Here is a 20,706-nt window from a genome sequence, read left to right as displayed (position 1 = left end):
CAATTTTTTTTTATAATTTACCTCCCACTCTAACCTGCGGGGGGGGGCGGCGCCCCCCCGCCCCCCCCCACCCCCGAAGTGTTGGTGCCGGATCATTCACCGCCGGTTTTCACACGGAAGCCTCTGGTCCAGTGCTCGGAGTCCAGCGTGTACTCGTGGATGGAGAACCCGTCGGGGGCCAGATCGAATCCGGGAAGCCGCAGCGCGCTCGCGATGCGCTGTTCGGCCAGCGCCCTGCTGGAATAGAGCCCCATGACCAGGTAGCTGTCGTCGCGGTCGTCCCAGAAGAGCGGTTCGCCGTCCTCCATGAAGTCGGTGGTGACCTGGCTTTCCTCCGCCAGATGATGCCGGTGGACCAGGAGATGTACGGTCTTTTCCATGCCAGCCTCTTAGCAGCGTGCGGTCCGGACGGTATGACGATGCGGGGGTTCAGTCCTCGACCGAGCCGTCCGGGCGTTCGGTGAAGTACCCGTCGGTCCACAGGTCTTCATCGATCTCCAGGGGCGATATGGTGAAACATTCCGGCTCGTCGCAGAAAGCCCGGAAGCTTCCTCGCCCTTTCGAGGTGGGCCTCGGCCGCCTCCCGGCGGGAATATATGCCGAGAATCCTCCATTCCTCCTCGTCCAGGTGCAGGCTTCCGTCCGCGTCCTGGTGGATGATCCGGCCGTCCTCCTCCACCGCGAGGTGACGGACATGCCAGAGGACATGCGTCTCGATTCCACTCATCAGCTCACGTCCGCTTGTTCTTCCGCATTGAACCGGCCTGGTCTTCGCATGATCAGGGCCCTGTGCACCCCGAAGGGGAATTCTTCCCAGGTTCCGATCTTCCGGGGCAACCGAACCGTCCAGGAGGAGGCCGATATCGGGGGCGCCTTCGGGCGCGGGATTCCCGAGGGGGCGAGGGCCCTGTCGGCGCGCCCCGCCCGTGGCCGCCGAGTCGCGTCGTCCGGCACCGGTCCCTCCCCTCGTGGGGACCGGTGCCGGACGTCGCGGGGGTGTCGATCCGCGTCAGGGGGACGTGGATCGAGGTCGGTGGTGGAGCGGGCGTCGCCGAAGCCGGCCGGAAGTGTGCGGCATGATGGAACGTCTTTGCGGGCGCTACGCCGGTGACCTGTGTGTGTGGTGCACCGGTGCGGGCGGCTCGGGCATGATCCTGCCAGCCGGGGGTGCGGGAGAGGAGGGTCCGGTGCTCCGGTGACGGCTTTTCCGCAGGTCAGGCATATAAGGTGAGTTTTCCGGTCCGGATGTCCAGGTAGCGGGGGAAGGTAAGGGGTGGACGCCTTGAGTCACGACTCAGGGGCACGCACGGCCTTCGCGGAACGTCTCGCGCTGCTGTACAAGGAAGCGGGCAATCCTCCCCTCAAGAGCGTGGCCGAGTCGGTCGTCCGGCTGCAACGGGTCGACGAACGCGGGCGTCCCGTACGGGTGTCCGCCCAGCGGATCAGCGACTGGCGGCGGGCCAGGAACGTACCCGCGCAGTTCGCCGCCCTCGCCGCCGTGCTCCAGGTCCTGATCCCCGAGGCGCGGCGCGCGCGGCCCGTTCCGGTGTCCAAGGGGCTGTACGACATGGCCCAGTGGCAGCGGCTGTGGGAGCGGGCCCTCGCCGACCCCGTCGGCGAGCGGGCGGCGGAGCCCGCGACGGGTACGGCGGCCGCCGGGTCCGCCGCCGCCCCGGACGAGCAGCCGCCCGGCGAGGGCTCGCCCCTCCCCGGTGGCGTCTGCCCCTACCGGGGGCTGGCCTCGTACCGGCAGCAGGACGCCCGCTGGTTCTTCGGGCGGGAGCGGAGCACCGACGCGCTCGTCGAGCAGTTGCGCGCGGCGGGGCGCACGGGCGGGCTCGTGATGCTGGTGGGTGCCTCGGGCGCCGGGAAGTCCTCCCTGCTGAACGCCGGGCTCGTGCCCGCCGTGCGCGGCGGCGCCCTGGACGGTGACGACGGCCGGGAGCCGGAGGGGCGGCCGGGTGGGCGGCGCACCGGTGACGTGGTCCAGCTCGTGCCGGGCACCGATCCGGTCGGGGAGCTGACCCGGCGGATACCGGAGCTGGGGCGGGTCGTGTCCGCCGCGTACGAGCCCGGTACGCCGATGTTCGCCGACGCCGTACGGGAGGCCGTCGGGGCATGGGCGCGGCGCCGCGAGACCGAAGGCGACAGCGACGGCGGCGGCGACGTCGGCGGCGGCGTCTCCTCCGCCGCCCCCGACGGCACGCCCTCCCCCGGCACCCCCATCCGCCCCGTCCTGATCGTCGACCAGTTCGAAGAAGCGTTCACTCTCTCCTCCGACGAAGCCGACCGGCGGACCTTCGTGCAGCTGCTCAGCGCGGCGTGCACGCCCGGGGAGGCGGGCGGGGCCGCGCCCGTGGTCGTGGTGCTGGGTGTGCGGGCCGACTTCTACGAGCAGTGCCTCGGGTATCCGGAGTTGGCGGACGCGTTGCAGCACCGGCACATGGTGCTGGGGCCGTTGACGACGGCGGAGCTGCGGGAGGCGGTGACGGGACCGGCCAAGGCCGTGGGGCTGGAGCTCGAACCGGGGCTCGCGGAGCTGATCGTGCGCGAGGTGAGCGCCGACGGGCCGCGCGGGGCGCACGACGCGGGCGTACTGCCGCTGCTGTCGCACGCCCTGCTGGTGACCTGGCAGCGGCGGAAGGCGGGACGGCTGACGCTGGCCGGCTACCGGGCGGCGGGCGGTATCCAGGGTGCCGTGGCGGCGACCGCCGAGCGGGCCTGGTCGGGGCTGGACCCGGCGGCCCGTACGGCCGCGCGGCTGCTGTTGCTGCGGCTGGTCCGGCTGAACGAGGACACCCAGGCCACCCGGCGTCGGGGCACCCGGCGGCAGCTCGCGGACGGGTCGGCGGACCCGGCGAAGACCGAGGAGTCGCTGGAGGCGATGGCCCGCGCCCGGCTGCTGACGCTCGACGCGGAGACCGTGGAGATCACCCACGAGGCGCTGCTGCACGCCTGGCCCCGGCTGCGGGGATGGATCGACGAGGGGCGCAACGACCATCTGCTGCGGCAGCGGCTGGAGGAGGACGGCCGGGCCTGGGAGGACTCCGAGCGCGACTCCTCGCTGCTCTACCGGGGCTCCCGGCTCGAACAGGCGCACGCCTGGGCGAAGTCCGGCCGGGACGCCGGGGAGGCCAGGGACAGCGGGGCCGCCGGGGACAGCGGGAGCGCGGGCGACACCTTCCTGACCCGGAGCGCGGTGGAGTTCCTGGCCGCCTCGGTCCGGCTGCGCCGGCGTACGGTCCGGATCCGGCGGAGTGCCGTGGCGGCGCTGGTGGCCTTCGCCCTGGTGGCCGTCGGCTCGGCGGTGGTCGCGTGGCAGCAGCGCAACGACGCGGTGTTCGAGCAGGTGCTCGCCCAGGCCGATCGCGTCCAGGACACGGATCCGTCGCTGGCCGCCCAGCTCGACCTGGTGGCGCACGACCTGCGGCCCGACGACGAGGGCACGAACAACCGGCTCGTCTCGATCGTCAACGCGCCCCTGGCCACCGCGCTCCTCGGCCACGGCGGCGCCGTCTACCTCACCTCGTTCAGCCCCGACGGAAAGTACCTGGCCACCGCCAGCTACGACCGGACCGTACGCCTCTGGGACGTGGCCGACCGGTCCCGGCCCAAGGCCCTCGGCAAGCCCCTCACCGGGCACACCAGCTGGGTGAGCAGCGCGGTCTTCGCGCCGGACGGCCGTACGCTCGCCAGCGCCGGCGACGACGGCACGATCCGCCTGTGGGACGTACGGGATCCGCGTGCGCCCCGGAAGCTGGGCGCACCGCTGACCGGGCACGAGGGCACGATCTTCCTGCTGGCCTTCAGCCCGGACGGGAAGACCCTGGCGTCCGTGGGCGAGGACCGGACCGTACAGCTGTGGGACGTGAGCGACCCGGCGCACGCGAGGGCGCTCGGCTCGCCGCTCACCGGGCACAGCGCTCCCGTGCGCGCCGTGGCGTTCAGCCCGGACGGGAAGACCCTGGCGACCGGGGGCGACGACAACACGATCAGGCTGTGGGACGTCGCCGACCCCCGCGACCCCTCGGCCACGGGCCCGGTGCTCAAGGGGCATACGAGCGTGGTGCACTCACTGGCCTTCAGCCCCGACGGGCGGACGCTGGCCAGCGGCAGTTCGGACAACACGGTCCGGCTCTGGGACGTGGCCGCACCACGGCGCGCGAGCGCGGTCGGGACGCCGCTCACCGGGCACACCGGCCCCATCTGGTCCGTGGCCTTCAGCCCGGACGGGGGGCTGCTCGCCGCCGCCAGCGCGGACAGTACGGCGAGCCTGTGGAACGTCGACGACCCGGCGTACCCGTCACAGGTCGGCGAGCCCCTCGCCGGGGCCAGCGGGGAGATGTTCGCCCTGGGGTTCAGCCCCGACGGCCGGACCCTGGCCACCGGGAGCGGTGACAGCAAGGTCCGGCTGTGGTCGGTGCCGACCTCGGACATGGTCGGCCGGAACGGGGCGTTCCGGCCGGACGGGCGGGTGCTCGCCACGGCCGGGCGCGACGGCCGGATCCGGCTGTGGAACGTGGCGGAACCCGGCCGACCCGTCCCGCTGGGGAAACCGTTCACCCTTGAGGACGGCGGCAATCGCTCCCTGACCTTCTCCCCCGACGGCCGCACCCTGTCCATCGTGGCCGGAAACCGGGCGCTGTATCTGTGGGACGTCAGCGACCCCGCCCGCCCGGTCCTGCGCGGCTCGCCCCTCGCGCTGCGGATCCGGTACACCGACGCGCAGGCCTACAGCCCGGACGGGCGGGTCCTGGCCACCTCCTACGGCGACCACGACGTCCAGCTGTGGGACGTCGGCGACCCGTCCCGCGTCGTCCCGCTCGGCAAGCCGCTCACCGGCCACAAGGGCTACATCCTCGCCCTCGTGTTCAGTCCGGACGGCCGCACGCTCGCCAGCGGCAGCGCGGACGGCACCATCCGGCTGTGGAACGTGACCGACCCGGCCCGCTCCACCCGGCTCGACGGCCCCCTCACCGCCCATCGCGGCGCGGTCAGCGACCTCGACTACAGCCCGGACGGCCGGACGCTGGCCAGCGGCGGCGGCGACGAAACGGTCCGGCTCTGGGACGTCTCCGACCCCCGCGAGGCGGCCCGGCTGGGCTCCCCGCTCATCGGCCACACCGAGGCGGTCGTGTCGCTGACCTTCAGCCCGGACGGCCGGACCCTGGCCAGCGGCGGCAACGACAGCACCGTCCACCTCTGGGACGTCACCCGCCCCGCCGACGCCTCCCCCATCGGCCAGTCCATGAGCCCCAACGCCAGGACCGGCCACTTCCTGTCCTTCAGCCCCGACAGCCACATGCTCGGGGTGTCCAGCGGCGCCGACACCGTACGGCTGTGGAATCTGGACGTGGACGACGCCGTACGGCACATCTGCGCGACGACGCGCGGGGTGCTCACACGGGAGAAGTGGGACGAGTATCTGCCTCGGCTGTCGTACGAGCCGCCGTGCGCGGGGGCCTGACAGACGTTCGGACCGCTGGTCAGGGGGCCTGAAAAACGCCTGACCGACCGCCGCCCGGCACGTGATCCCGATCACAACTTGTCATCGCAGTCGAGCAGTCGGCTCCCGTCCCACGAGCAGCCTTGTTAGCCTTGGCCATAGCCCGGTCGCTGGTGCATCCCCCGTCGCCAGCGACCGGGCCCTTTCATGCCCAGGTCACACCGCCGGTCACGCCTCCGGCGCCCCCGCCCCGGCGCCGCCCGCCGCGGTGAGCCAGTGGGCGATCCGGCGGACGGTCGTCTCGTCGAGTCCGTCCACGACGGTCTGTACGGCGGTCAGGTCGTCCGGCGCGAGGTCGTAGAGGCCCGCCTTGCCCAGCCCGGCCATCAGCACCTGTTGCCGTCGGTCGGTCAGCCGCTCCTCGCGCTTGCTCGGCTCGGCACCGGGGGCCCTGGTGTCTCCGCCGGGCCGCGGCTGCGGCGAGGCGGCGGCCGGCGGGTCGTGCCGCTCCCACTCCCCGCCCTTCGGGCCCCACAGCGTGACGACCGGATCGGCGTCGCGCGCCCGCAGGGTCTGGGTCATCTCGCCCACCGCGTAGGCGACGGGGAAGCGGTACGGCGACTCCGCGCCCACGCGCCAGGAGGCCGAGGCGGGCTCGTAGAACATCGCGACCCAGCGCGGGGTGCCGGGCGGCTGCGGGCTCTCGGGACGTGTCTGCACGGGGCTCATCCCTTCGGATACGGCATGGCGAGCGCACGATAACTGACGGTCCGTCAGCTATCCAGAGCGCGGCCCCGCCACCCGTTCCAGGTCCAGGTCCGGTCAGCCGTTCCAGGCCTCGTCGTACGGGTCCTGCGGTGCCTCGACCGGCTTGGTGGCGGTGACGTGCAGGTAGGGGACGGCTGTGCCGTTGAGGGGGTCCTTGGCCCGCTTCGGGGTGTAGGTGCCGGTGACCTCGATCCAGGTGTCGGGCTGGAGGACGGCCGGGAGTTCACCGGTGAGGGCGATCTTGACGGGCTGGGCGTCGGCGGCACAGCAGTTGAGGGCCATGCGGACGAGGTACGGGGCACCGGAGCCGTCGAAGGCGAGGAACCCGGTGACCTTGAGCGGGCGGCCGGCGAGGGCACGGCCCTTGTCGTAGACCGCGCGGCCCGCGTAGTCGGCGACGCTCAGCCGGAGGGTGCCGTCGGCGGGGAGGTCGGGGTAGCCCCAGGGCTGTTCCTGGAGTGCCGTGCCGGTGCGCATCGCGGTGTAGGAGCCGGCGGCGGGCGGGGCGACCAGGACGAGGGCGAGGAGGGGGAGGACGAGGAGCCAGGAGACCCGGGGTTCGTGGTGGGTGTGGGACTCGTCGGACTCCTGCTGTGGCTCTTGGCGTCGCGCCCGGCGTTCGTACCAGACCGTGGCGACGGCGGCGGCTATGAGGACGACGCCCGCGCCGATGAGGAGGGGGCGCAGGCCGGCCTTGACGTAGCGGAGGTAGAGGTCGGTGAAGCCGGCGTGCAGGAGGGCGCCGCCGGTGAGGAAGAGGACGACGGTCTGGGCCTGGCGGTTCACAGCAGCACCGCCCCGACGAGGGCCGACACCAGGATCGCGAGGGCGAAGGTGGCGGGGGCGAAGCGGAGTGCGAAGGCGCGGCCGAAGGTGGCGGTCTGCATGGCGAAGAGTTTCAGGTCGATCATCGGGCCGACGACCAGGAAGGCCAGCCGGGAGGTCAGGGAGAACTGGGTCAGGGAGGCGGCGACGAACGCGTCCGCCTCCGAGCAGATGGAGAGGAGTACGGCGAGGACCGCGAGGGCCAGGATCGCGATGACCGGGTTGTCGGCGGCGACGTTCAGCCAGCTCGCCGGGACGACCGCCTTGAGCGTGGCCGCCGCCATCGCGCCGACGACCAGGAACCCGCCCGCGTGCATCACGTCGTGCCGCACCGAGCCCCAGAAGGCCGCGCCCTTGGTCTGCCCCTCGTAGGACGGCCGCTCCGGTGGGCGCATCCACTCCCCGCGCCCCAGCCCCTGCCACAGCCAGCCCATCGCACAGGCCACCAGCAGGCTCGCCACCAGCCTGGCCAGCACCATCTCGGGGTTGCCGGGGAAGGCCACGGCGGTCGCCGTCAGGACGATCGGGTTGATCGCGGGGGCGGAGAGGAGGAAGGCGAGCGCCGCCGCGGGCGTCACGCCCCGGCGTACGAGGGCGCCCGCGACCGGTACCGAGGCGCACTCGCACCCCGGGAGCACCACCCCGGCGACACCGGCCGCCGGTACCGCCAGCGCGGGCCGCTTCGGCAGGGCGCGGGCGAAGAACGACGCCGGGACGAACACCGCGATGGCCGCCGACAGCAGCACCCCGATGACCAGGAACGGCAGGGCCTGGACGACCACCGCCACGAACACCGTCATCCAGCTCTGCGTCACGGGCGCGGACAGCAGACCGCGCAGCGGGCCCTGCGCCACGACCGCCAGGACGAGCAGCATGGTCAGGAGCAGGGGTGGGTCGAGGTGCCGACCGCGCGCGGGGGCTTCTTCCTTGGTTGTGGCCACGGGGGACGGTACCTCCGTCGGAAACGGCTGTGCTGAGCGGGCCCGTTCGACCCTTTCCTCCCATACGGCGCCCGGGGCGGGGTTGCTCACGGCCACCGGGAAGCCTTTTTCGTAATGGGATCCATTTTCATGTAGCGTCCCGGTCATCAGCCGGTCCATCACCCGTGGGCCTGTGCATCCGTGCATCTGTGCACCCGCGCATTTGTGGATCTGTGGAGGAGGACCCCATGGCCGTACCCAAGCGGAAGATGTCCCGCAGCAACACCCGTCACCGTCGCGCCCAGTGGAAGGCGAGCACGCCCCAGCTGGTGCCGTTCACCGTCGACGGCGCCACGTATCTCGTACCGCAGCGACTGCTGAAGGCGTACGAGCGCGGGCTGCTCCACCCCCAGGGCTGAGGGCACGGCCATGGCGTACGAACGGCTGCCCGTCACCGTCCTCTCCGGGTTCCTCGGCGCGGGCAAGACCACCCTGCTCAACCATGTCCTCGCCAACCGCGAGGGGCTTCGCGTCGCGGTCATCGTCAACGACATGAGCGAGATCAACATCGACGCCGCCCTGGTGCGCGGCGGCGAGGCGGCGCTGTCGCGCACGGAGGAGCGGCTGGTCGAGATGACCAACGGGTGCATCTGCTGCACCCTGCGCGACGATCTGCTGGAGGAGGTGGACCGGCTGGCGCGGGAGGGGCGTTTCGACTATCTGCTGATCGAGAGTTCCGGCATCTCCGAGCCGATGCCCGTCGCCGCGACCTTCGCCTTCGCGCGGGACGACGGGGCCACGCTCGGGGATCTGGCGCGGCTCGACACCATGGTCACGGTCGTCGACGCGGTGAACTTCCTGCCAGAGCTGGCGGGTGGGGACGAGCTGGTGGCGCGGGGGCTCGACCAGTACGAGGACGACGAGCGCACCGTGAGCGATCTGCTGATGGACCAGGTCGAGTTCGCCGATGTGATCGTGCTGAACAAGCTCGACCTCGTGGACGCGGCGAGCGCCGAGCGGCTCGCGGCGGCGCTGGCCCGGCTCAATCCGGCGGCCCGGATCGTGCCGGTCAGCCATGGCCGGGTGCCGGTCGCCGAGGTGCTCGGCACGGGGGCGTTCGATCTCGAACGGGCTCAGGGGGCGCCGGGGTGGGTGCGGGAGCTGAACGGGGAGCATGTGCCGGAGACCGAGGAGTACGGCATCTCGTCGACCGTCTTCCGGTCCGGTGTGCCCTTCCACCCCGGGCGGCTGTGGCACTTCGTGACCGAGGCGCTCGACAGCGGTGCCTTCGGGAACGTGCTGCGGTCCAAGGGGTTCTTCGTGCTCGCCGGCCGGCCTCATGTCGTCGGGCTGTGGTCACAGGCGGGGTCGGTGGCGCGATTCGAGCCGGCTGCGGTGCATGCGGAAGAGGGGGCGTATGCGCAGGAGTTGGTGTTCATCGGGACGGGGTTGCGGGGGGATGCGTTGCGGGAGGCTCTGACCGGGTGTCTGATGGCGCCCGGGGAGGTTGTGTCGGCGTCGGATCCGGGCGATCCGTTCCCCGCGTGGGATGCGGAGGGGGTCGCCTGCGGGTGAGTGGGGGCTGGTCGCGCAGTTCCCCGCGCCCCTAAAAGATTCAGGCCCCGGCGGGCCTGAAAGGCGACGGGCCGGTGGGCCTGAAAGGCGACGGGGCTGCGGGGCTGCAGGGCTGAAAGGCGACGGGTCGGCGGGGCTGAAAGGCGACGGGGCTGCAGGGCTGAAAGGCGACGGGTCGGCGGGGCTGAAAAGCATGGGGCGCAGCCCCGGCTTTTCAGGGGCGCGGAACTGCGCGAGAAGCCCCACCGGGCCTGCGGACGAATCCGGCCCAAAAACCTACGCTCCTGTCCTCGCCCGCCGACCCAGCAGCTCCGCCAGCCCCCGCCTCGTCGCGGCCAGCACCACGCGGTCCTCGGCGCGGAGGACGTATGTGGGTGGGAGGTCCCAGACGAGGCCCGAGGGTGGGCCCGGTTCTCCGGGGGTCGCCGTGTCGAGGGCCAGGACGCGCCAGGCGCCGGGGCGGAAGGCCTCGGCCAGGGTGCGGCCCTCCAGCCGGGGGTGGCCGCGGACCTCGACGGCGGCGAAAAGCAGGACGCGGCGTTCGACGGGGATCGCGCCCAGGATCTGGCGGCCCATCATCGCCCCGGCGAAGGCGGGGGCCGCGAGATGGGTGACGCTGCGGCTGCGGGTGAGGGCACCCGGGTGGGCGGCGCGGAGGGTGCGGTACACGGCGGTGGCGAAGTCGTCGTCGTAGAGGCGCAGGACGACGCGCAGGTCGGGCCGTACGGAACGGGCGTACAGGCCCGCTTCCAGGTTCGTCGTGTCGGAGCTGGTGACGGCGAGGAGGGCATGGGCCCGGTGGATCTTGGCGGCCTCCAGGACGCCTTCCTGGGTCACGTCGCCGAGGATGACCGGCACCCGCAGCCGACGGGCCTCCGCGAGACCGCGTGCCTCGGGGTCCTCCTCGACGCAGACGACCGGGATGTGGAGTTCGCGCAGCCGGGCGAGCACCCGGGTGCCGATCTTGCCGAGACCGAGCAGGACGACGTGTCCGGACAGACCGCGCGGCGGCTTGCGCAGGGCGGTGCCGCTGCGGAACGTACCGAGGGCCTCCAGGACGGCGGCCAGGAGCACGGGCAGCAGGAGTAAGCCCATCAGCCCGGAGAGGAGTTGGAGGATCTGGCGGGAGTCGCTCTGGTCGGTGGCCGGGTCGGCGATCCCGAACAGGTCCAGGAGGGTCGCGTACGTCGCCTGGAGCGGGTGTTCCCCGGTGATCACCATCTGGGCCACGGCGAGGGCGAACACGCATCCGATCATCCCCGCGAGGGACCACCGCAGCCGCCGTGAGAGCAGCGAGCCGTACGCCCCGAAGGCCCCGAGCGACCCACCGCCCGCCCGGCCGGGCGGCAGCGCGGGGCCCGCGTAGCGCACGGTGTCGAGGACGACGGTCCCGCGTCCGGTGGCCTCGGCCACCGCCCGTTCGTCGGGCAGGAGTTGGGGGCCGCGCTCCCCGCTGCCCTCGGAACCCTCGGTTCCGGCGGGGTCGTTGGTGGTGGCCGACAGCAGCGCGAGCGTGCACAGGCCTCCCGGGCTCTGGCCGCCCCGGCGCGGCGGGCGTTCCACGGCCCGCAGCATCAGCCCGTCCGTCTGGACGACCTTGGTGGTGCCGGCGACGGCGGTCGCGGCCAGCGCGGGCGCGGCGGTGTCGGCGTCGGAGAGGACGGTCGTCGAGGCGCCGAAGCCGTCGACCCCGTCGGCGGCGGTGCCGCCCGTCGCCAACGCCGAGGCCTGGTCGAGGAGTTCCTCGATGTGCTGGCCCAACCGGCGGTTGTAGAGCCGCAGGACGAGCCGCAGGCGCGGGTTGAGGCGCCGGGCGGTGAGGGCGGCGCGGATGTTGGTCTCGTCGTCGTCGTAGACGAGTGCCAGTGCGGCGGCCCGTTCCACCCCGGCCTCGGCGAGCACCGCCTCGGTGGCCTCGGCCGCCTCCAGGACCCGTTCGCCGCCGCCGTCCCGGGTGTTCGGCTCGCCGGTGCGGGGGTTCCTGTCGCCCCGGTCCCCGGTCGTCGGATCGCCGTTGCCCGCGGCCCGGTTGACCACGGCCGTCACCCGGTCGAGGAGGGCGGCGGCGGTCCGGGCCCGCCCGACGACCGGCCGCTGCGCGATCCGGGCGGTGGGCGGCACGACGAGCGTCACCTGTTCCCCGTACACGGTCCGCAGTTCGGCGGCGAGCCGGTGCGCCAGCCCGTCGTCCCCGCAGACGACCATGTGGGCGCCGGAGTCGGCGGCCGGTCTGCTCCGCGCGCCCGGGGCGGTGGCCGCGGCCGGGCCGGTCGTCGCTCCCGGGCCGGACGTCGTGCCCGGGTCGGTCGGGCCCGCCTGTCTGCCCGGGCCGGTACGGCTGTTCTGCTGCGAAGGGGTCCCCACGAGGCAGAAGACTGCCTCATCGGCACGGCCGGTTCCTCGGTGATCTGGATCACAGTCGGCGGTGTGAGTGCGACGCCGGGTGGAAATCCGTACTCAAGAGGGACGGGGTGACGGCGGTGTCCGGATGCGAGGATGGGGCGCCATGACCGCAGGGTGGGGTTCGCGCACGACACGCGCCGCGATGTTCGCGGCCGTCTGTGTGCTGCTCGCCGCCCTGGGCCACGTGATGATGTCCGGCAGCCATGTCCCCTGGTGGTCGATGGCGGCCGGGGCCGCCGCGACCGGTGCCGTCGGCTGGTGCCTGGCCGGACGTGAGCGCGGGCTCCCGTTGATCACGTCCGTCGTGGTCGCCGCCCAGACGGCCCTGCACTGGGGCTTCGAGCTTGCGCAGTCGACGACCCCGATGGCCGCGATGACCTCGATGGCCGCCAACGGCCGTACGGGCTCGGCGAGTTCGGCGAGTTCGGCGGGTTCGGCGGGTTCGACCGGCTCGGCGGATCTCATGGACATGGGTTCCGCCCACATGATTCACACGGTCCACACGGGTGCGGCCGGTCACATGGGCCATGTGGACCACACCGGGTACCTCCTGGACGGCTCGTCCGCGTCCTCCTCCTCGCTCCTGTCCTGGCTCGCGTCGATGTACGCGTCCTCGTCCGGCATGCTCGCCGCGCATCTGCTGGCCGCGCTGCTGAGCGGGCTGTGGCTGGCGTACGGCGAGCGCGCCGCCTTCGGGCTGCTGCGGGCCGTGGCCGGCTGGCTGGCCGCACCGCTGCGGCTCTCGCTCGGGCTGCCCGTCGCGGCGGAGCGGCCGCGCCCCCGGGTGCGCCGCGGCCGTTCGGACCGTGCGCCGCGCCGCCTCCTTCTCGTCCACGCCCTCACCTCTCGGGGTCCGCCCGCCGGGACCGCTGTCAGCTGACGACAGCCGGTGACCCGAGGCAGCCACCACGGCTCGTGCCTCGGGCTTCGGCCGTACGCCGCCCCCGCGCGCGCCGTACGGCCGGCTTCCCTTCCTCACCGGACCTCCGGACGCGTTCGCTCCTTGCCCGCGTCCGTCGATGGTCCGGATCCCGGATGACCCGAGAAGGACACCAGGTGATCACCCTTACCTCCCCGCCTGCCTCCGTGCCTGCCTCCGTCGCGCAGGCCAGGCCCATGAACGACGAGTCCATAACCGCCTGGGCGCTGGCCGCCCGCGGTGGGGACCCGGAGGCCGTCGAGCGGTTCGTCGGCGCGCTGCACCGTGACGTCCAGCGGTTCGTCGCCCACCTCTGCGCGGACCCCCAGGCGGTGGACGACCTCGCCCAGGACACGTTCCTGCGGGCGCTCGGCAGCCTGCACCGGTTCGAGGGGCGCTGCTCGGCCCGTACGTGGCTGCTGTCCATCGCCCGGCGGGCGGTGACCGACAGCTTCCGGTACGCGGCGGCCCGGCCCCGGCCGGCCGACGTACCGGACTGGCGGCTGGCCGTCGAGCACGCGCAGCCGCGCGGGCTGCCCGGCTTCGACGACGGTGTGGCGCTCGCCGATCTGCTGGGGGCGCTGTCCGAGGAGCGGCGTGAGGCGTTCGTCCTCACCCAGATGCGGGGGCTGTCCTACGAGGATGTGGCGGAACTGACGGGATGCCCCATCGGCACCGTGCGGTCGCGGGTGGCCCGGGCCCGGGCCACGCTCGTGGGGTTGCTGGCGGCGGCGGAGGGGGCCCGGGAGGAGGAGGGCGTGTTGGTGGCCGCCTGAGGGGTGCCCTCGGTGTCGCGTGTTGTGCGCGGTGCGAAGTGGGCGGTACGCAGTGGGCGGTACGCAGTGGGCGGTACGCAGGGGGCTGTGGGCGGTGGGCTGTCCGGGGGCGGTCGCGCGGATCCGCCCCCGTTCAGCGGTCGTTCCCCTCGCCCGGCACTCCGGTCACGGCCGTCTGCCAGGAGTGGTCGGTGGGGGTGTAACCGAGGTCGCGGCGCGCGGCGGAGATGTCGAACCAGTGGGCGCGCGTGAGTTCGGCCGCGAGGAAGCGCGTCAGCAGGGGGCGCCGGCGGCTTCGTACGGCCGTCGCCGTCGCTTCGACGAGCACGGCGGCGGCACGCGCGGCCGGGGCGGGAACGGGGCGGACCTCCACGGTGATGCCATGGTGCGCGAGGAGGCCGCGCACGGTGGCGGAGAGGGTGCAGGGGCGGCCCTGGGTGACGAAGTAACTGGCTCCCGCGAGCGGGGAACCCGGCGCCAGCGCTTCCACGGCGAGCACATGCGCCTCGGCGGCGTCGGTGACATGGACGGTGTCCACGCGGTTGGCTCCCGTCCCGGGCAGCAGCAGCCGTCCCCGCCGGACCGCGCGGCGCAGGCCCGGCAGCAGATGCGGGTCGCCATCGCCCCAGATCAGGTGGGGGCGCAGGGACACGGTGGACAACCGGGAGCCGTCGGCGTCCAGGACCATGCGTTCCGCGCGGGCCTTCGACCAGGGGTAGGCGGCGAGGAACCGCCCGGGATACGGCGCCGACTCGTCGACACCCTCCAGATCCCGTCCGGCGAACACGACGCTGGCGCTGGAGCAGTGGACCAGCCGGGGCACCCCGTGCTGTCGGCAGGCGTCGAGGACGGCCGCGGTCCCCACGACGTTGACGGACGCGAAGTCGCGTCGCGGCCCCCACACGTCGGCCAGCGCGGCGGTGTGCACGACGGCGTCGCACCCGCGTACGGCGTCCGCGACCGCTCCGGCGTCACGGATGTCGCCCCACACGGCCTCGGCCCCGTCCGGCGGCGGCGCCCGGTGCCCGCGCTGTAGGGACCGTACGCGGTGGCCGCGGGCCACCAGACGCCGGCAGATCTCCGCGCCCAGGAATCCGCTGCCACCGGTGACGAGGATTCTCACGCCGGACCCTCCGAGGTGCGGGCGTTCGCCGCCGCCAGGCGGTGGCTCGCCCAGCGGCCGAGCGCGCCGCGTTCGATCTTCGAGTTGTGCCGGATGTCGACGGGGAATCCGGGGTGGAAGAGGATCGCCCGGATCTCCTCACCGCCGTCCAGCGCGGCGAGGGTGCGGCGCAGGTCGGCGACGATACGGCTGCGCTCGGCGCCGTGCCGTGGCCCGTCCGTCTCCACGCAGAGGGCGGGCAGGGCCCGCTCGTCGCCGGCGTCGACCAGCGCGGTGCGGCGGACTCCGTCGACCGTGTTGCACGCCGGCTCGACGCACTCGGTGTAGAGGGGGCCGCCGGTGCCGGGGACGGCGTGGACCTTCCGTCCGCAGTACCAGAGGCGGCCCTCGTCGTCCGTACGGCCGAGATCACCGGTGCGGTGCCATACGCGCCCCTCGTCCCCCTGGTCCCCCTGATCCCCCTCGTCCCCCCGGTCCCCTCGGTCCCCGTCGCGTTCCCCGCCTCCGTCGTGGGCCTCGTCGGGGATCTTCGCCCGGGCGTCGGCGGACGGGCGGCCGTGGTAGGTCCGGCTGACCGAGGGGCCGCACACCGTGATCTCCCCGACGGTGTGGGCGGGGAGCGGCTCCACGTCGGACCAGTGGGCGATCGGTCCCGCGTCGGCCGGGATGATCTCCACGCGCATGGAGGGCACCGGCCTGCCCACGCATCGGCCGCCGCCCCGCTCGGAGGCGGCGCGCGCGGAGCGCAGGGTCTCGCCGTCGGCGGCGCTCACCGGCAGGCTCTCGGTGGCGCCGTACACGCTGCGGATCACGGCCTCGCCGGGCAGCGTGGCGGTGAGGCGGTCCAGGAGGTCGTACTCCAGCGGGGCGCCGAAGGTGGCGACGGACCGTACGCCCGCGAGGGCCGGTTCCTCGTGGCCGTCCGCCGCCAGCACGGTCAGGAGTGCCGGGGAGCCGAGCAGACAGGTCGCGTTCGTGCGCGTCACCGCCCGGAGCAGGTCGGCGCGGTGGGCCCGGCCCGGCCTGCGGAAGTCCATCCTCGGGATGACGACGGTGACGCCGAGTGCCGGACCGCCCAGGGCGAACGGCAGGAACCCGACGAGCATCACCGTGCCCGGTCCCGCGCCCAGGACGTCCCCGGTGGCGCCGCACTGCCGCACCAACTGCCCGTTGGTGTAGACGACGCCCTTCGGGGTGCCCGTCGAGCCCGAGGTGTAGGCGATCAGGGCCGGGCCGTCGTCGGTGGCGTCCAGTGCGGCGCGTGGTGCCGTGCGGGCCAGGGCGGCGAGGGTCGGCCAGGCGCCGAGGCCCGGGCCGGGGCCGGTGGAGACGGCCGTGCGGACACCGGGGGCCCAGCCGCGCAGCACGCGCGCCACCTGGGCGAGCGGTTCCCCCACGAACGCCTGGGGGTCGGCCTCCCGCAGACAGCGGCGCAGCGCGTCTCGGGGCAGTCCGGGGTCGATCAGTACGGCGCACGCCCCGAGCGCGGACAGCGCGTACACCGTGGTGAGCAGGTCCAGGGGGCGGCGGGTCATCACCACCGCGCATGTGCCCGGCCCGATGCCCGCGGCGGCCAGCGCGTCCGCGGTGCGCAGGCATCGGGCGTGCAGACCGGCGTAGGTGATCCGCTCCCGGTACCGGCCGCGGAAGGTGTCGAGCGCGACGGCGGTGGGCCGGGACAACCGCCAGTGCGACAGCCGACCGAACAGGCCGACTCCCGTGTCGGACGAGCCGGTCGGGGGGACTGCGGGGGTTGAGGGGGTGGATGGGGTTGAGGGAGTGGAGGGGGTGGAGGGGGTGGAGGCCGTCGCGGAGGAGGACACGGGTCAGCTCTGCCTTTCCGGGTCGGGGCTTTCCAGGGGGCTTTCCGGGTCGGGGCTTTCGGGGGCGCGGGTCTCGGGGGCGCGGCTCTCGGGGGCGCCGCGTTCCGGGCCGTCGCGTTCCGGGCCGTCGCGTTCCGGGGCTCCGCCTCCCGGGTCGTCGCGTTCCTGGCCGTCGCGTTCCGAGGCTCCGCCTCCCGGCTCACCGCCGAGGAACTCCCTTACGCGGGCGATGACTTCCTCGCGGGCGTCCTCCTGCACGAAATGGCCGGCGTGGGGGAACAGATGGGCCTCGGCGTGGGGGAAGCGGCGCACCCACTCTGCGAGGAAGCGGTGGCCGAAGACCGGGTCCCGGCCGCCCCAGCACAGCAGCATGGGCAGGGCGGTCATCTCCGGCGCTTCGACGGGGCCCACGTCGACCAGCGGCCACGCCGGGTCGGCGGGGGTCAGCGGGATGTCCTGGATGAAGCGCAGGATTGCCGGCCTGCGGTGCTCGCCGCGATAGGGGGCCACGTACGCGCGGCGCACCGGCGCGGGCAGCGGGGAGGTCACGCCTAGGTGGGAGGCGGCCAGGGCGAAGGCGTTGGTGCGGTGCACGAACCAGGCCGGTGGCCGGCCGCCGCCCCGGATCAGCCGCAGATACCAGGGCAGCCGGTGGCCGGGCGGCACGGGGAACGCCGCCGAGTTGAGCATGACGACGCGGGAGAGCCACTCGGGGTGGCGGCGGGCCCAGGCCGTGCCGATGATGCCGCCCCAGTCGTGGCCGACCAGTGTCCAGCCCCGGTCGGGCAGGCCGCGTTCGGTCACCAGGTGCTCCATCAGGCGCTCCAGCTCCGCCAGCCGGTCGGCACCGGTGCGGGCGCGGGAGGCGTCCCGGGGGCGGTCGGACAGGCCCATGCCGATGTGGTCGGGGACGACGCACCGGTGGTCGGTGCGCAGCTCCCGCACCAGGTGCCGCCACATGTAGCTCCAGCTGGGGTTGCCGTGCAGCATGAGCACCGGCGCGCCCGCCCCCTCGTCGAGGTAGTGCTGGCGCACACCCTCGTGCTCGAACCAGTGCGGGGCGAAGTCGTAGTCGGGGTAAGGGGATTGGACCTCGGTCAGCGACACCGGAGCATTGTCGGCACCCGAGGTCGCCTCCCTCGCCGCGCGTAGCTCCCAGGGATGAAGTAACCGTCCATGATCACTCCAACGAGTGGGGCGGACCCCCCGCCCGTTTGCGGTGCCGCGCCTCCTCACCCTTCACTGACCCGGGCCGCCGCCGGTGGCATTCGACGACGATCGCGGCCCGGGCCGAGGAGCGACACGACTTCCATGACAGAGCCCCGCCACAGCACGATCCGCCGGGTCGCCGTCCATGTGCCCGAGGACCGGCAGACGGGCACGGAGATCGAGGACGGAATCCGCTCCCGGAACCCCGGCCTCCGCCTGATGCCGGGGCTGTTGCGGCAGATGTACGGCTTCGAGGAGCGCCGTGTGGCGCCCGCCGGCACGCGGCCCTCCGACCTGGCGGCGGCAGCGGCCCGGCGGCTGTTCGACGAGTCCGGGCTGAGCCCCGATTCCGTGGATCTGCTCGTCTTCGCCTCCGCCTGCGAGGATCTGGAGGAGCCCGCCACCGCTCATGTCGTGGCCGACCGACTCGGCCTCGGGGCAGCGGTGTTCGACGTCAAGAACGCCTGCAACGGTCTTCTCAACGCCCTGGAGATCGCCGACGCGCTGATCCGGGCCGGCCGTTACCGCCGGGTGCTCGTCGTCACCGGCGAGCGGGGCAGCGCGCTCTCCCGCCTCCCGTTCCCGGTCGGCGACCGCGACGAGCTCGCCCTGCTGCTGCCCGCCCTGACCCTCGGTGATCTGGGGGCCGCGATGCTGCTGGAGGCGAGCGACCGCCCCGGGCTGCTCGGCCTGCGCTTCTTCACCAACTCGGCCGGCTGGCGGGCGGCCACGGTCACCAACCCGTACTTCTCACCGGCCGGCCCGGTGACCTCTCTCCGCTTCGACTCCCAGGCCCTGGCCGCCGCCTTCGCGGGGATGGAGAAGGAGGCCATGGACACGCTGCGGGAGTGGGGCCACGAGCCCGACGCCCTCGACCTCGTCTGTCTGCACCAGCCGTCCGTCCCGTTCACCCGCACCATCCTCGACTCCACCGGCCTCAGCCGGGACCGGACCGTGGCCGCCTTCCCCCGCTACGGCAACGTCGCCACCGCGAGTCTGCCCCTGCAACTCGTCGAGGCCGCCCGGCACGACCGGCTGCGGCCCGGCGCTCTGGTGGCGTTCCTCGGCCTCGCCAGCGGGGCCTCCGCCGGACTGCTCCTCATGGAATGGCACCCCGACGCCACCACCTGAGGCACCTCCCTTCCCCCCGTCCAGGACCGACGACCACCCGAGGAACCCCCGTGAACGACTTGAACGACCTCAACAACCGGAACGACCTGAACGACTTGAACAACCTGAGCGACCTGAGCGAAGCCACCGTCAGCGCTGCCGACTCCGCCGCCGCCCCTGTCCTCCCGACCTACGACGTCGTCCGCGCAGCCCTCACCTCCACCTTCCGCATCCCCGAGGACGAACTGTCGCCGGACGTCACCCTGGAACGGCTCGAACTGGACTCCCTCGCGCTGGCCGAGCTCGTCCTCGTCCTCGAAGAACGCCTCGGGGTGAAGGTCGACGGCGAGCACGCCACCCGTACCACGACCCTGGCCGAGGTGACCGCCCACCTCGACGAACTGCGCACGGCCGGAGCGCGCCGATGACTCCGTCGGCCCCGCCGGCCCGGGTGCGGACGCCGATCGCCGTCACCGGGCTCGGTCTGCTCACCCCGGGAGGCGAGGGTGCCGAGGCCACCTGGGAGGCGGTCTGCGCGGGACGCTCCCTCGCCACCCGCGATCCCGCCCTGGACGGGCTGCCGGTGGACTTCTCCTGCCGGCTGCCGCTCCCGGAGGAGGACATCGACCGCGCCGTGGGCCGCAAGTCCTGGCGCATGGGCCGGTTCGCCAAACTCGCCGTCCTCGCCGCCCGGGAGGCGGTGCGCGACGCGGGTCTGGATCCGGCGACCTGGCAGGGGGCTCGCGTGGCCACGGTGATCGGCTGTGGCATGGGCGGCACCGAGAAGTGGGAGGAGCAGTACCTGCGGCTCGACCGGCACGGGCCCGGCCGGGTGTCCCCCCTCACCATCCCCATGATCATCCCGAACCTGGCCGCCGGCGAGGTCTCCATCGACCTCGGCGCCCGGGGTGTCGGCCTCGCGCCGGCCACCGCCTGCGCCTCCGGGGCCACCGCGATCGCCCTCGCCCGCGACCTGCTCGCCGGCGGCCTGTGCGACGTGGCCGTGGCGGGCGGCACCGAGGCCGCCGTCAGCCGGCTGTGCGTGACCGGCTTCTGGCGGATGGGCGCCCTGTCCGAGCGGGCCGACGCCGTCGCCGGGGCGTCCCGGCCGTTCGCCGCCGACCGTGACGGCTTCGTGCTGGCCGAGGGCGCCGGCGTCCTGGTCCTGGAACGCGCCGCCGACGCCGCCGCCCGGGGCGCCCGGCCCCGCGCCCTGCTCGCCGGGTGCGGCAGCACCTCCGACGCCCACCACCCCACCGCTCCGCCGGACGGCGCCCACGGCGCGGAGGCCGCCCTGCGCACCGCCCTGCACGAGGCGGGTCTCGCTCCGGACGACGTGGACCACGTCAACGCCCACGGCACGTCCACCCCGCTCAACGACGCCACCGAGGCCGCGCTGATCGCCCGCGCGCTGCCGCACCGCCCCAGCGTCACCGCCACCAAGGGCGTGCTCGGCCACACCCTCGGCGCCGCGGGCGCGATCGAGGCCGCGCTCACGATCCTGACCCTCCAGCACGGCCGCGTCCCCCCGATCGCCAACCTTCAGGCACCCGCCCCCGAGTTCGACATCGACTGCGTCACCAAGCAGCCCCGCCCCCAGCACATCCGCGCGGCCCTCAGCCACTCCTTCGGCTTCGGTGGCCACAACGTCGTCCTTGCCTTCACGACGGCCTGACCACCGCCCCACATCGGCCGGTTGTCCGTCCGCGGGCCCGGTGGGGCTTCTCGCGCAGTTCCCCGCGCCCCTGAAAAGCGAAGCAGGGGCTGCCCTGGCCGAGCTGTCCCTGCGCGACGCGCACCGGCTCGGAC

At 73.6% G+C, this 20,706-nt stretch carries 17 protein-coding genes; 8 read left to right on the top strand and 9 right to left on the bottom strand.

The window, feature by feature from the left end; all coding sequences use genetic code 11:
• Window positions 1-92 precede the first annotated feature (92 nt).
• Window positions 93-380: a hypothetical protein gene (locus tag ABT147_RS45355; protein ID WP_351418002.1), complete on the bottom strand. Its 288-nt coding sequence runs from the start codon at window positions 378-380 to the stop codon at window positions 93-95.
• A 107-nt stretch (window positions 381-487) separates the two neighbouring features.
• Window positions 488-727, bottom strand: a complete 240-nt coding sequence (locus tag ABT147_RS45350; RefSeq protein WP_351418000.1) for a hypothetical protein — start codon at window positions 725-727, stop codon at window positions 488-490.
• A 546-nt stretch (window positions 728-1,273) separates the two neighbouring features.
• On the opposite strand from ABT147_RS45350, the gene ABT147_RS45345 reads away from it, so the two are divergent.
• The gene (locus ABT147_RS45345) at window positions 1,274-5,467 is read left to right on the top strand and encodes an nSTAND1 domain-containing NTPase (protein WP_351417998.1); all 4,194 of its coding nucleotides are present in this window, start codon (window positions 1,274-1,276) and stop codon (window positions 5,465-5,467) included.
• A 207-nt stretch (window positions 5,468-5,674) separates the two neighbouring features.
• Here ABT147_RS45345 and ABT147_RS45340 read toward each other — a convergent pair whose 3' ends face one another.
• The 3 genes from ABT147_RS45340 to ABT147_RS45330 form a co-directional block, all read right to left on the bottom strand.
• On the bottom strand, window positions 5,675-6,175 hold the full coding sequence (locus tag ABT147_RS45340; RefSeq protein ID WP_351417995.1) for a hypothetical protein: 501 nt from the start codon (window positions 6,173-6,175) through the stop codon (window positions 5,675-5,677).
• Window positions 6,176-6,268: 93 nt separating this feature from the next.
• On the bottom strand, window positions 6,269-7,000 hold the full coding sequence (locus ABT147_RS45335; protein WP_351417993.1) for a TIGR03943 family putative permease subunit: 732 nt from the start codon (window positions 6,998-7,000) through the stop codon (window positions 6,269-6,271).
• A complete protein-coding gene (locus ABT147_RS45330; protein WP_351417990.1) occupies window positions 6,997-7,980 on the bottom strand; it encodes a permease in 984 nt (327 codons plus the stop codon). The genes ABT147_RS45335 and ABT147_RS45330 overlap by 4 nt, the downstream gene beginning before the upstream one ends.
• Before the next feature lie 227 nt (window positions 7,981-8,207).
• Here ABT147_RS45330 and rpmF point away from each other — a divergent pair, with 227 nt between their 5' ends.
• Both rpmF and ABT147_RS45320 read left to right on the top strand, forming a co-directional pair.
• Window positions 8,208-8,378, top strand: a complete 171-nt coding sequence (gene rpmF / locus ABT147_RS45325) for a 50S ribosomal protein L32 (protein WP_351417988.1) — start codon at window positions 8,208-8,210, stop codon at window positions 8,376-8,378.
• Window positions 8,379-8,388: 10 nt separating this feature from the next.
• On the top strand, window positions 8,389-9,534 hold the full coding sequence (locus ABT147_RS45320) for a GTP-binding protein (RefSeq protein ID WP_351417986.1): 1,146 nt from the start codon (window positions 8,389-8,391) through the stop codon (window positions 9,532-9,534).
• Between the two features lie 276 nt (window positions 9,535-9,810).
• On the opposite strand, the gene ABT147_RS45315 is transcribed toward ABT147_RS45320, so the two are convergent.
• Window positions 9,811-11,739: an NAD-binding protein gene (locus ABT147_RS45315; protein ID WP_351418005.1), complete on the bottom strand. Its 1,929-nt coding sequence runs from the start codon at window positions 11,737-11,739 to the stop codon at window positions 9,811-9,813.
• 301 nt (window positions 11,740-12,040) lie between these two features.
• On the opposite strand from ABT147_RS45315, the gene ABT147_RS45310 reads away from it, so the two are divergent.
• Together ABT147_RS45310 and ABT147_RS45305 are read left to right on the top strand one after the other, a co-directional pair.
• Window positions 12,041-12,817 carry a hypothetical protein gene (locus ABT147_RS45310; RefSeq protein WP_351417983.1) on the top strand — a complete coding sequence of 259 codons (777 nt, stop codon included), beginning with the start codon at window positions 12,041-12,043 and terminating at the stop codon, window positions 12,815-12,817.
• Window positions 12,818-13,053: 236 nt separating this feature from the next.
• Entirely contained in the window at window positions 13,054-13,632 is a 579-nt protein-coding gene (locus ABT147_RS45305; RefSeq protein WP_351417981.1) for a sigma-70 family RNA polymerase sigma factor, read from the top strand.
• Window positions 13,633-13,765: 133 nt separating this feature from the next.
• Here the strand turns inward: ABT147_RS45305 and ABT147_RS45300 are convergent, their stop codons facing one another.
• The 3 genes from ABT147_RS45300 to ABT147_RS45290 all read right to left on the bottom strand — a co-directional run bounded on the left by ABT147_RS45300 (window position 13,766) and on the right by ABT147_RS45290 (window position 17,685).
• Window positions 13,766-14,755, bottom strand: coding sequence for an NAD-dependent epimerase/dehydratase family protein (locus tag ABT147_RS45300; RefSeq protein ID WP_351417979.1), 990 nt, complete (start codon window positions 14,753-14,755; stop codon window positions 13,766-13,768).
• A complete protein-coding gene (locus ABT147_RS45295) occupies window positions 14,752-16,437 on the bottom strand; it encodes an AMP-binding protein (RefSeq protein WP_351417977.1) in 1,686 nt (561 codons plus the stop codon). Before ABT147_RS45295 ends, ABT147_RS45300 begins: the two co-directional genes overlap by 4 nt.
• A gap of 144 nt (window positions 16,438-16,581) precedes the next feature.
• Window positions 16,582-17,685: an alpha/beta fold hydrolase gene (locus ABT147_RS45290; RefSeq protein WP_351417975.1), complete on the bottom strand. Its 1,104-nt coding sequence runs from the start codon at window positions 17,683-17,685 to the stop codon at window positions 16,582-16,584.
• A 204-nt stretch (window positions 17,686-17,889) separates the two neighbouring features.
• On the opposite strand from ABT147_RS45290, the gene ABT147_RS45285 reads away from it, so the two are divergent.
• From ABT147_RS45285 to ABT147_RS45275, 3 genes are read left to right on the top strand one after another with little or no spacing between them, the layout of a single operon-like run.
• Window positions 17,890-18,918 carry a 3-oxoacyl-ACP synthase III family protein gene (locus ABT147_RS45285; RefSeq protein ID WP_351417972.1) on the top strand — a complete coding sequence of 343 codons (1,029 nt, stop codon included), beginning with the start codon at window positions 17,890-17,892 and terminating at the stop codon, window positions 18,916-18,918.
• Window positions 18,919-18,968: 50 nt separating this feature from the next.
• Entirely contained in the window at window positions 18,969-19,325 is a 357-nt protein-coding gene (locus ABT147_RS45280; RefSeq protein WP_351417970.1) for a phosphopantetheine-binding protein, read from the top strand.
• Window positions 19,322-20,572, top strand: coding sequence for a beta-ketoacyl-[acyl-carrier-protein] synthase family protein (locus ABT147_RS45275; RefSeq protein WP_351417968.1), 1,251 nt, complete (start codon window positions 19,322-19,324; stop codon window positions 20,570-20,572). Before ABT147_RS45280 ends, ABT147_RS45275 begins: the two co-directional genes overlap by 4 nt.
• The last annotated feature ends 134 nt before the right edge of the window (window positions 20,573-20,706 follow it).

The organism is Streptomyces sp. NPDC001868 (assembly GCF_040297125.1).
In the GTDB taxonomy this organism is placed as follows: domain Bacteria; phylum Actinomycetota; class Actinomycetes; order Streptomycetales; family Streptomycetaceae; genus Streptomyces.
Note: the sequence above shows the minus strand (reverse complement) of the source record. Positions and strands in the feature narration are given on the sequence as shown.

Bases quoted from the DNA above. Each gene is read 5' to 3' on its own strand.
- ABT147_RS45355 (WP_351418002.1), bottom strand. From the start codon at position 380: ATGGAAAAGACCGTACATCTCCTGGTCCACCGGCATCATCTGGCGGAG.
- ABT147_RS45350 (WP_351418000.1), bottom strand. From the start codon at position 727: ATGAGTGGAATCGAGACGCATGTCCTCTGGCATGTCCGTCACCTCGCG.
- ABT147_RS45340 (WP_351417995.1), bottom strand. From the start codon at position 6,175: ATGAGCCCCGTGCAGACACGTCCCGAGAGCCCGCAGCCGCCCGGCACC.
- rpmF (WP_351417988.1), top strand. From the start codon at position 8,208: ATGGCCGTACCCAAGCGGAAGATGTCCCGCAGCAACACCCGTCACCGT.
- ABT147_RS45320 (WP_351417986.1), top strand. From the start codon at position 8,389: ATGGCGTACGAACGGCTGCCCGTCACCGTCCTCTCCGGGTTCCTCGGC.
- ABT147_RS45315 (WP_351418005.1), bottom strand. From the start codon at position 11,739: ATGGTCGTCTGCGGGGACGACGGGCTGGCGCACCGGCTCGCCGCCGAA.
- ABT147_RS45310 (WP_351417983.1), top strand. From the start codon at position 12,041: ATGACCGCAGGGTGGGGTTCGCGCACGACACGCGCCGCGATGTTCGCG.
- ABT147_RS45305 (WP_351417981.1), top strand. From the start codon at position 13,054: ATGAACGACGAGTCCATAACCGCCTGGGCGCTGGCCGCCCGCGGTGGG.
- ABT147_RS45285 (WP_351417972.1), top strand. From the start codon at position 17,890: ATGACAGAGCCCCGCCACAGCACGATCCGCCGGGTCGCCGTCCATGTG.
- ABT147_RS45275 (WP_351417968.1), top strand. From the start codon at position 19,322: ATGACTCCGTCGGCCCCGCCGGCCCGGGTGCGGACGCCGATCGCCGTC.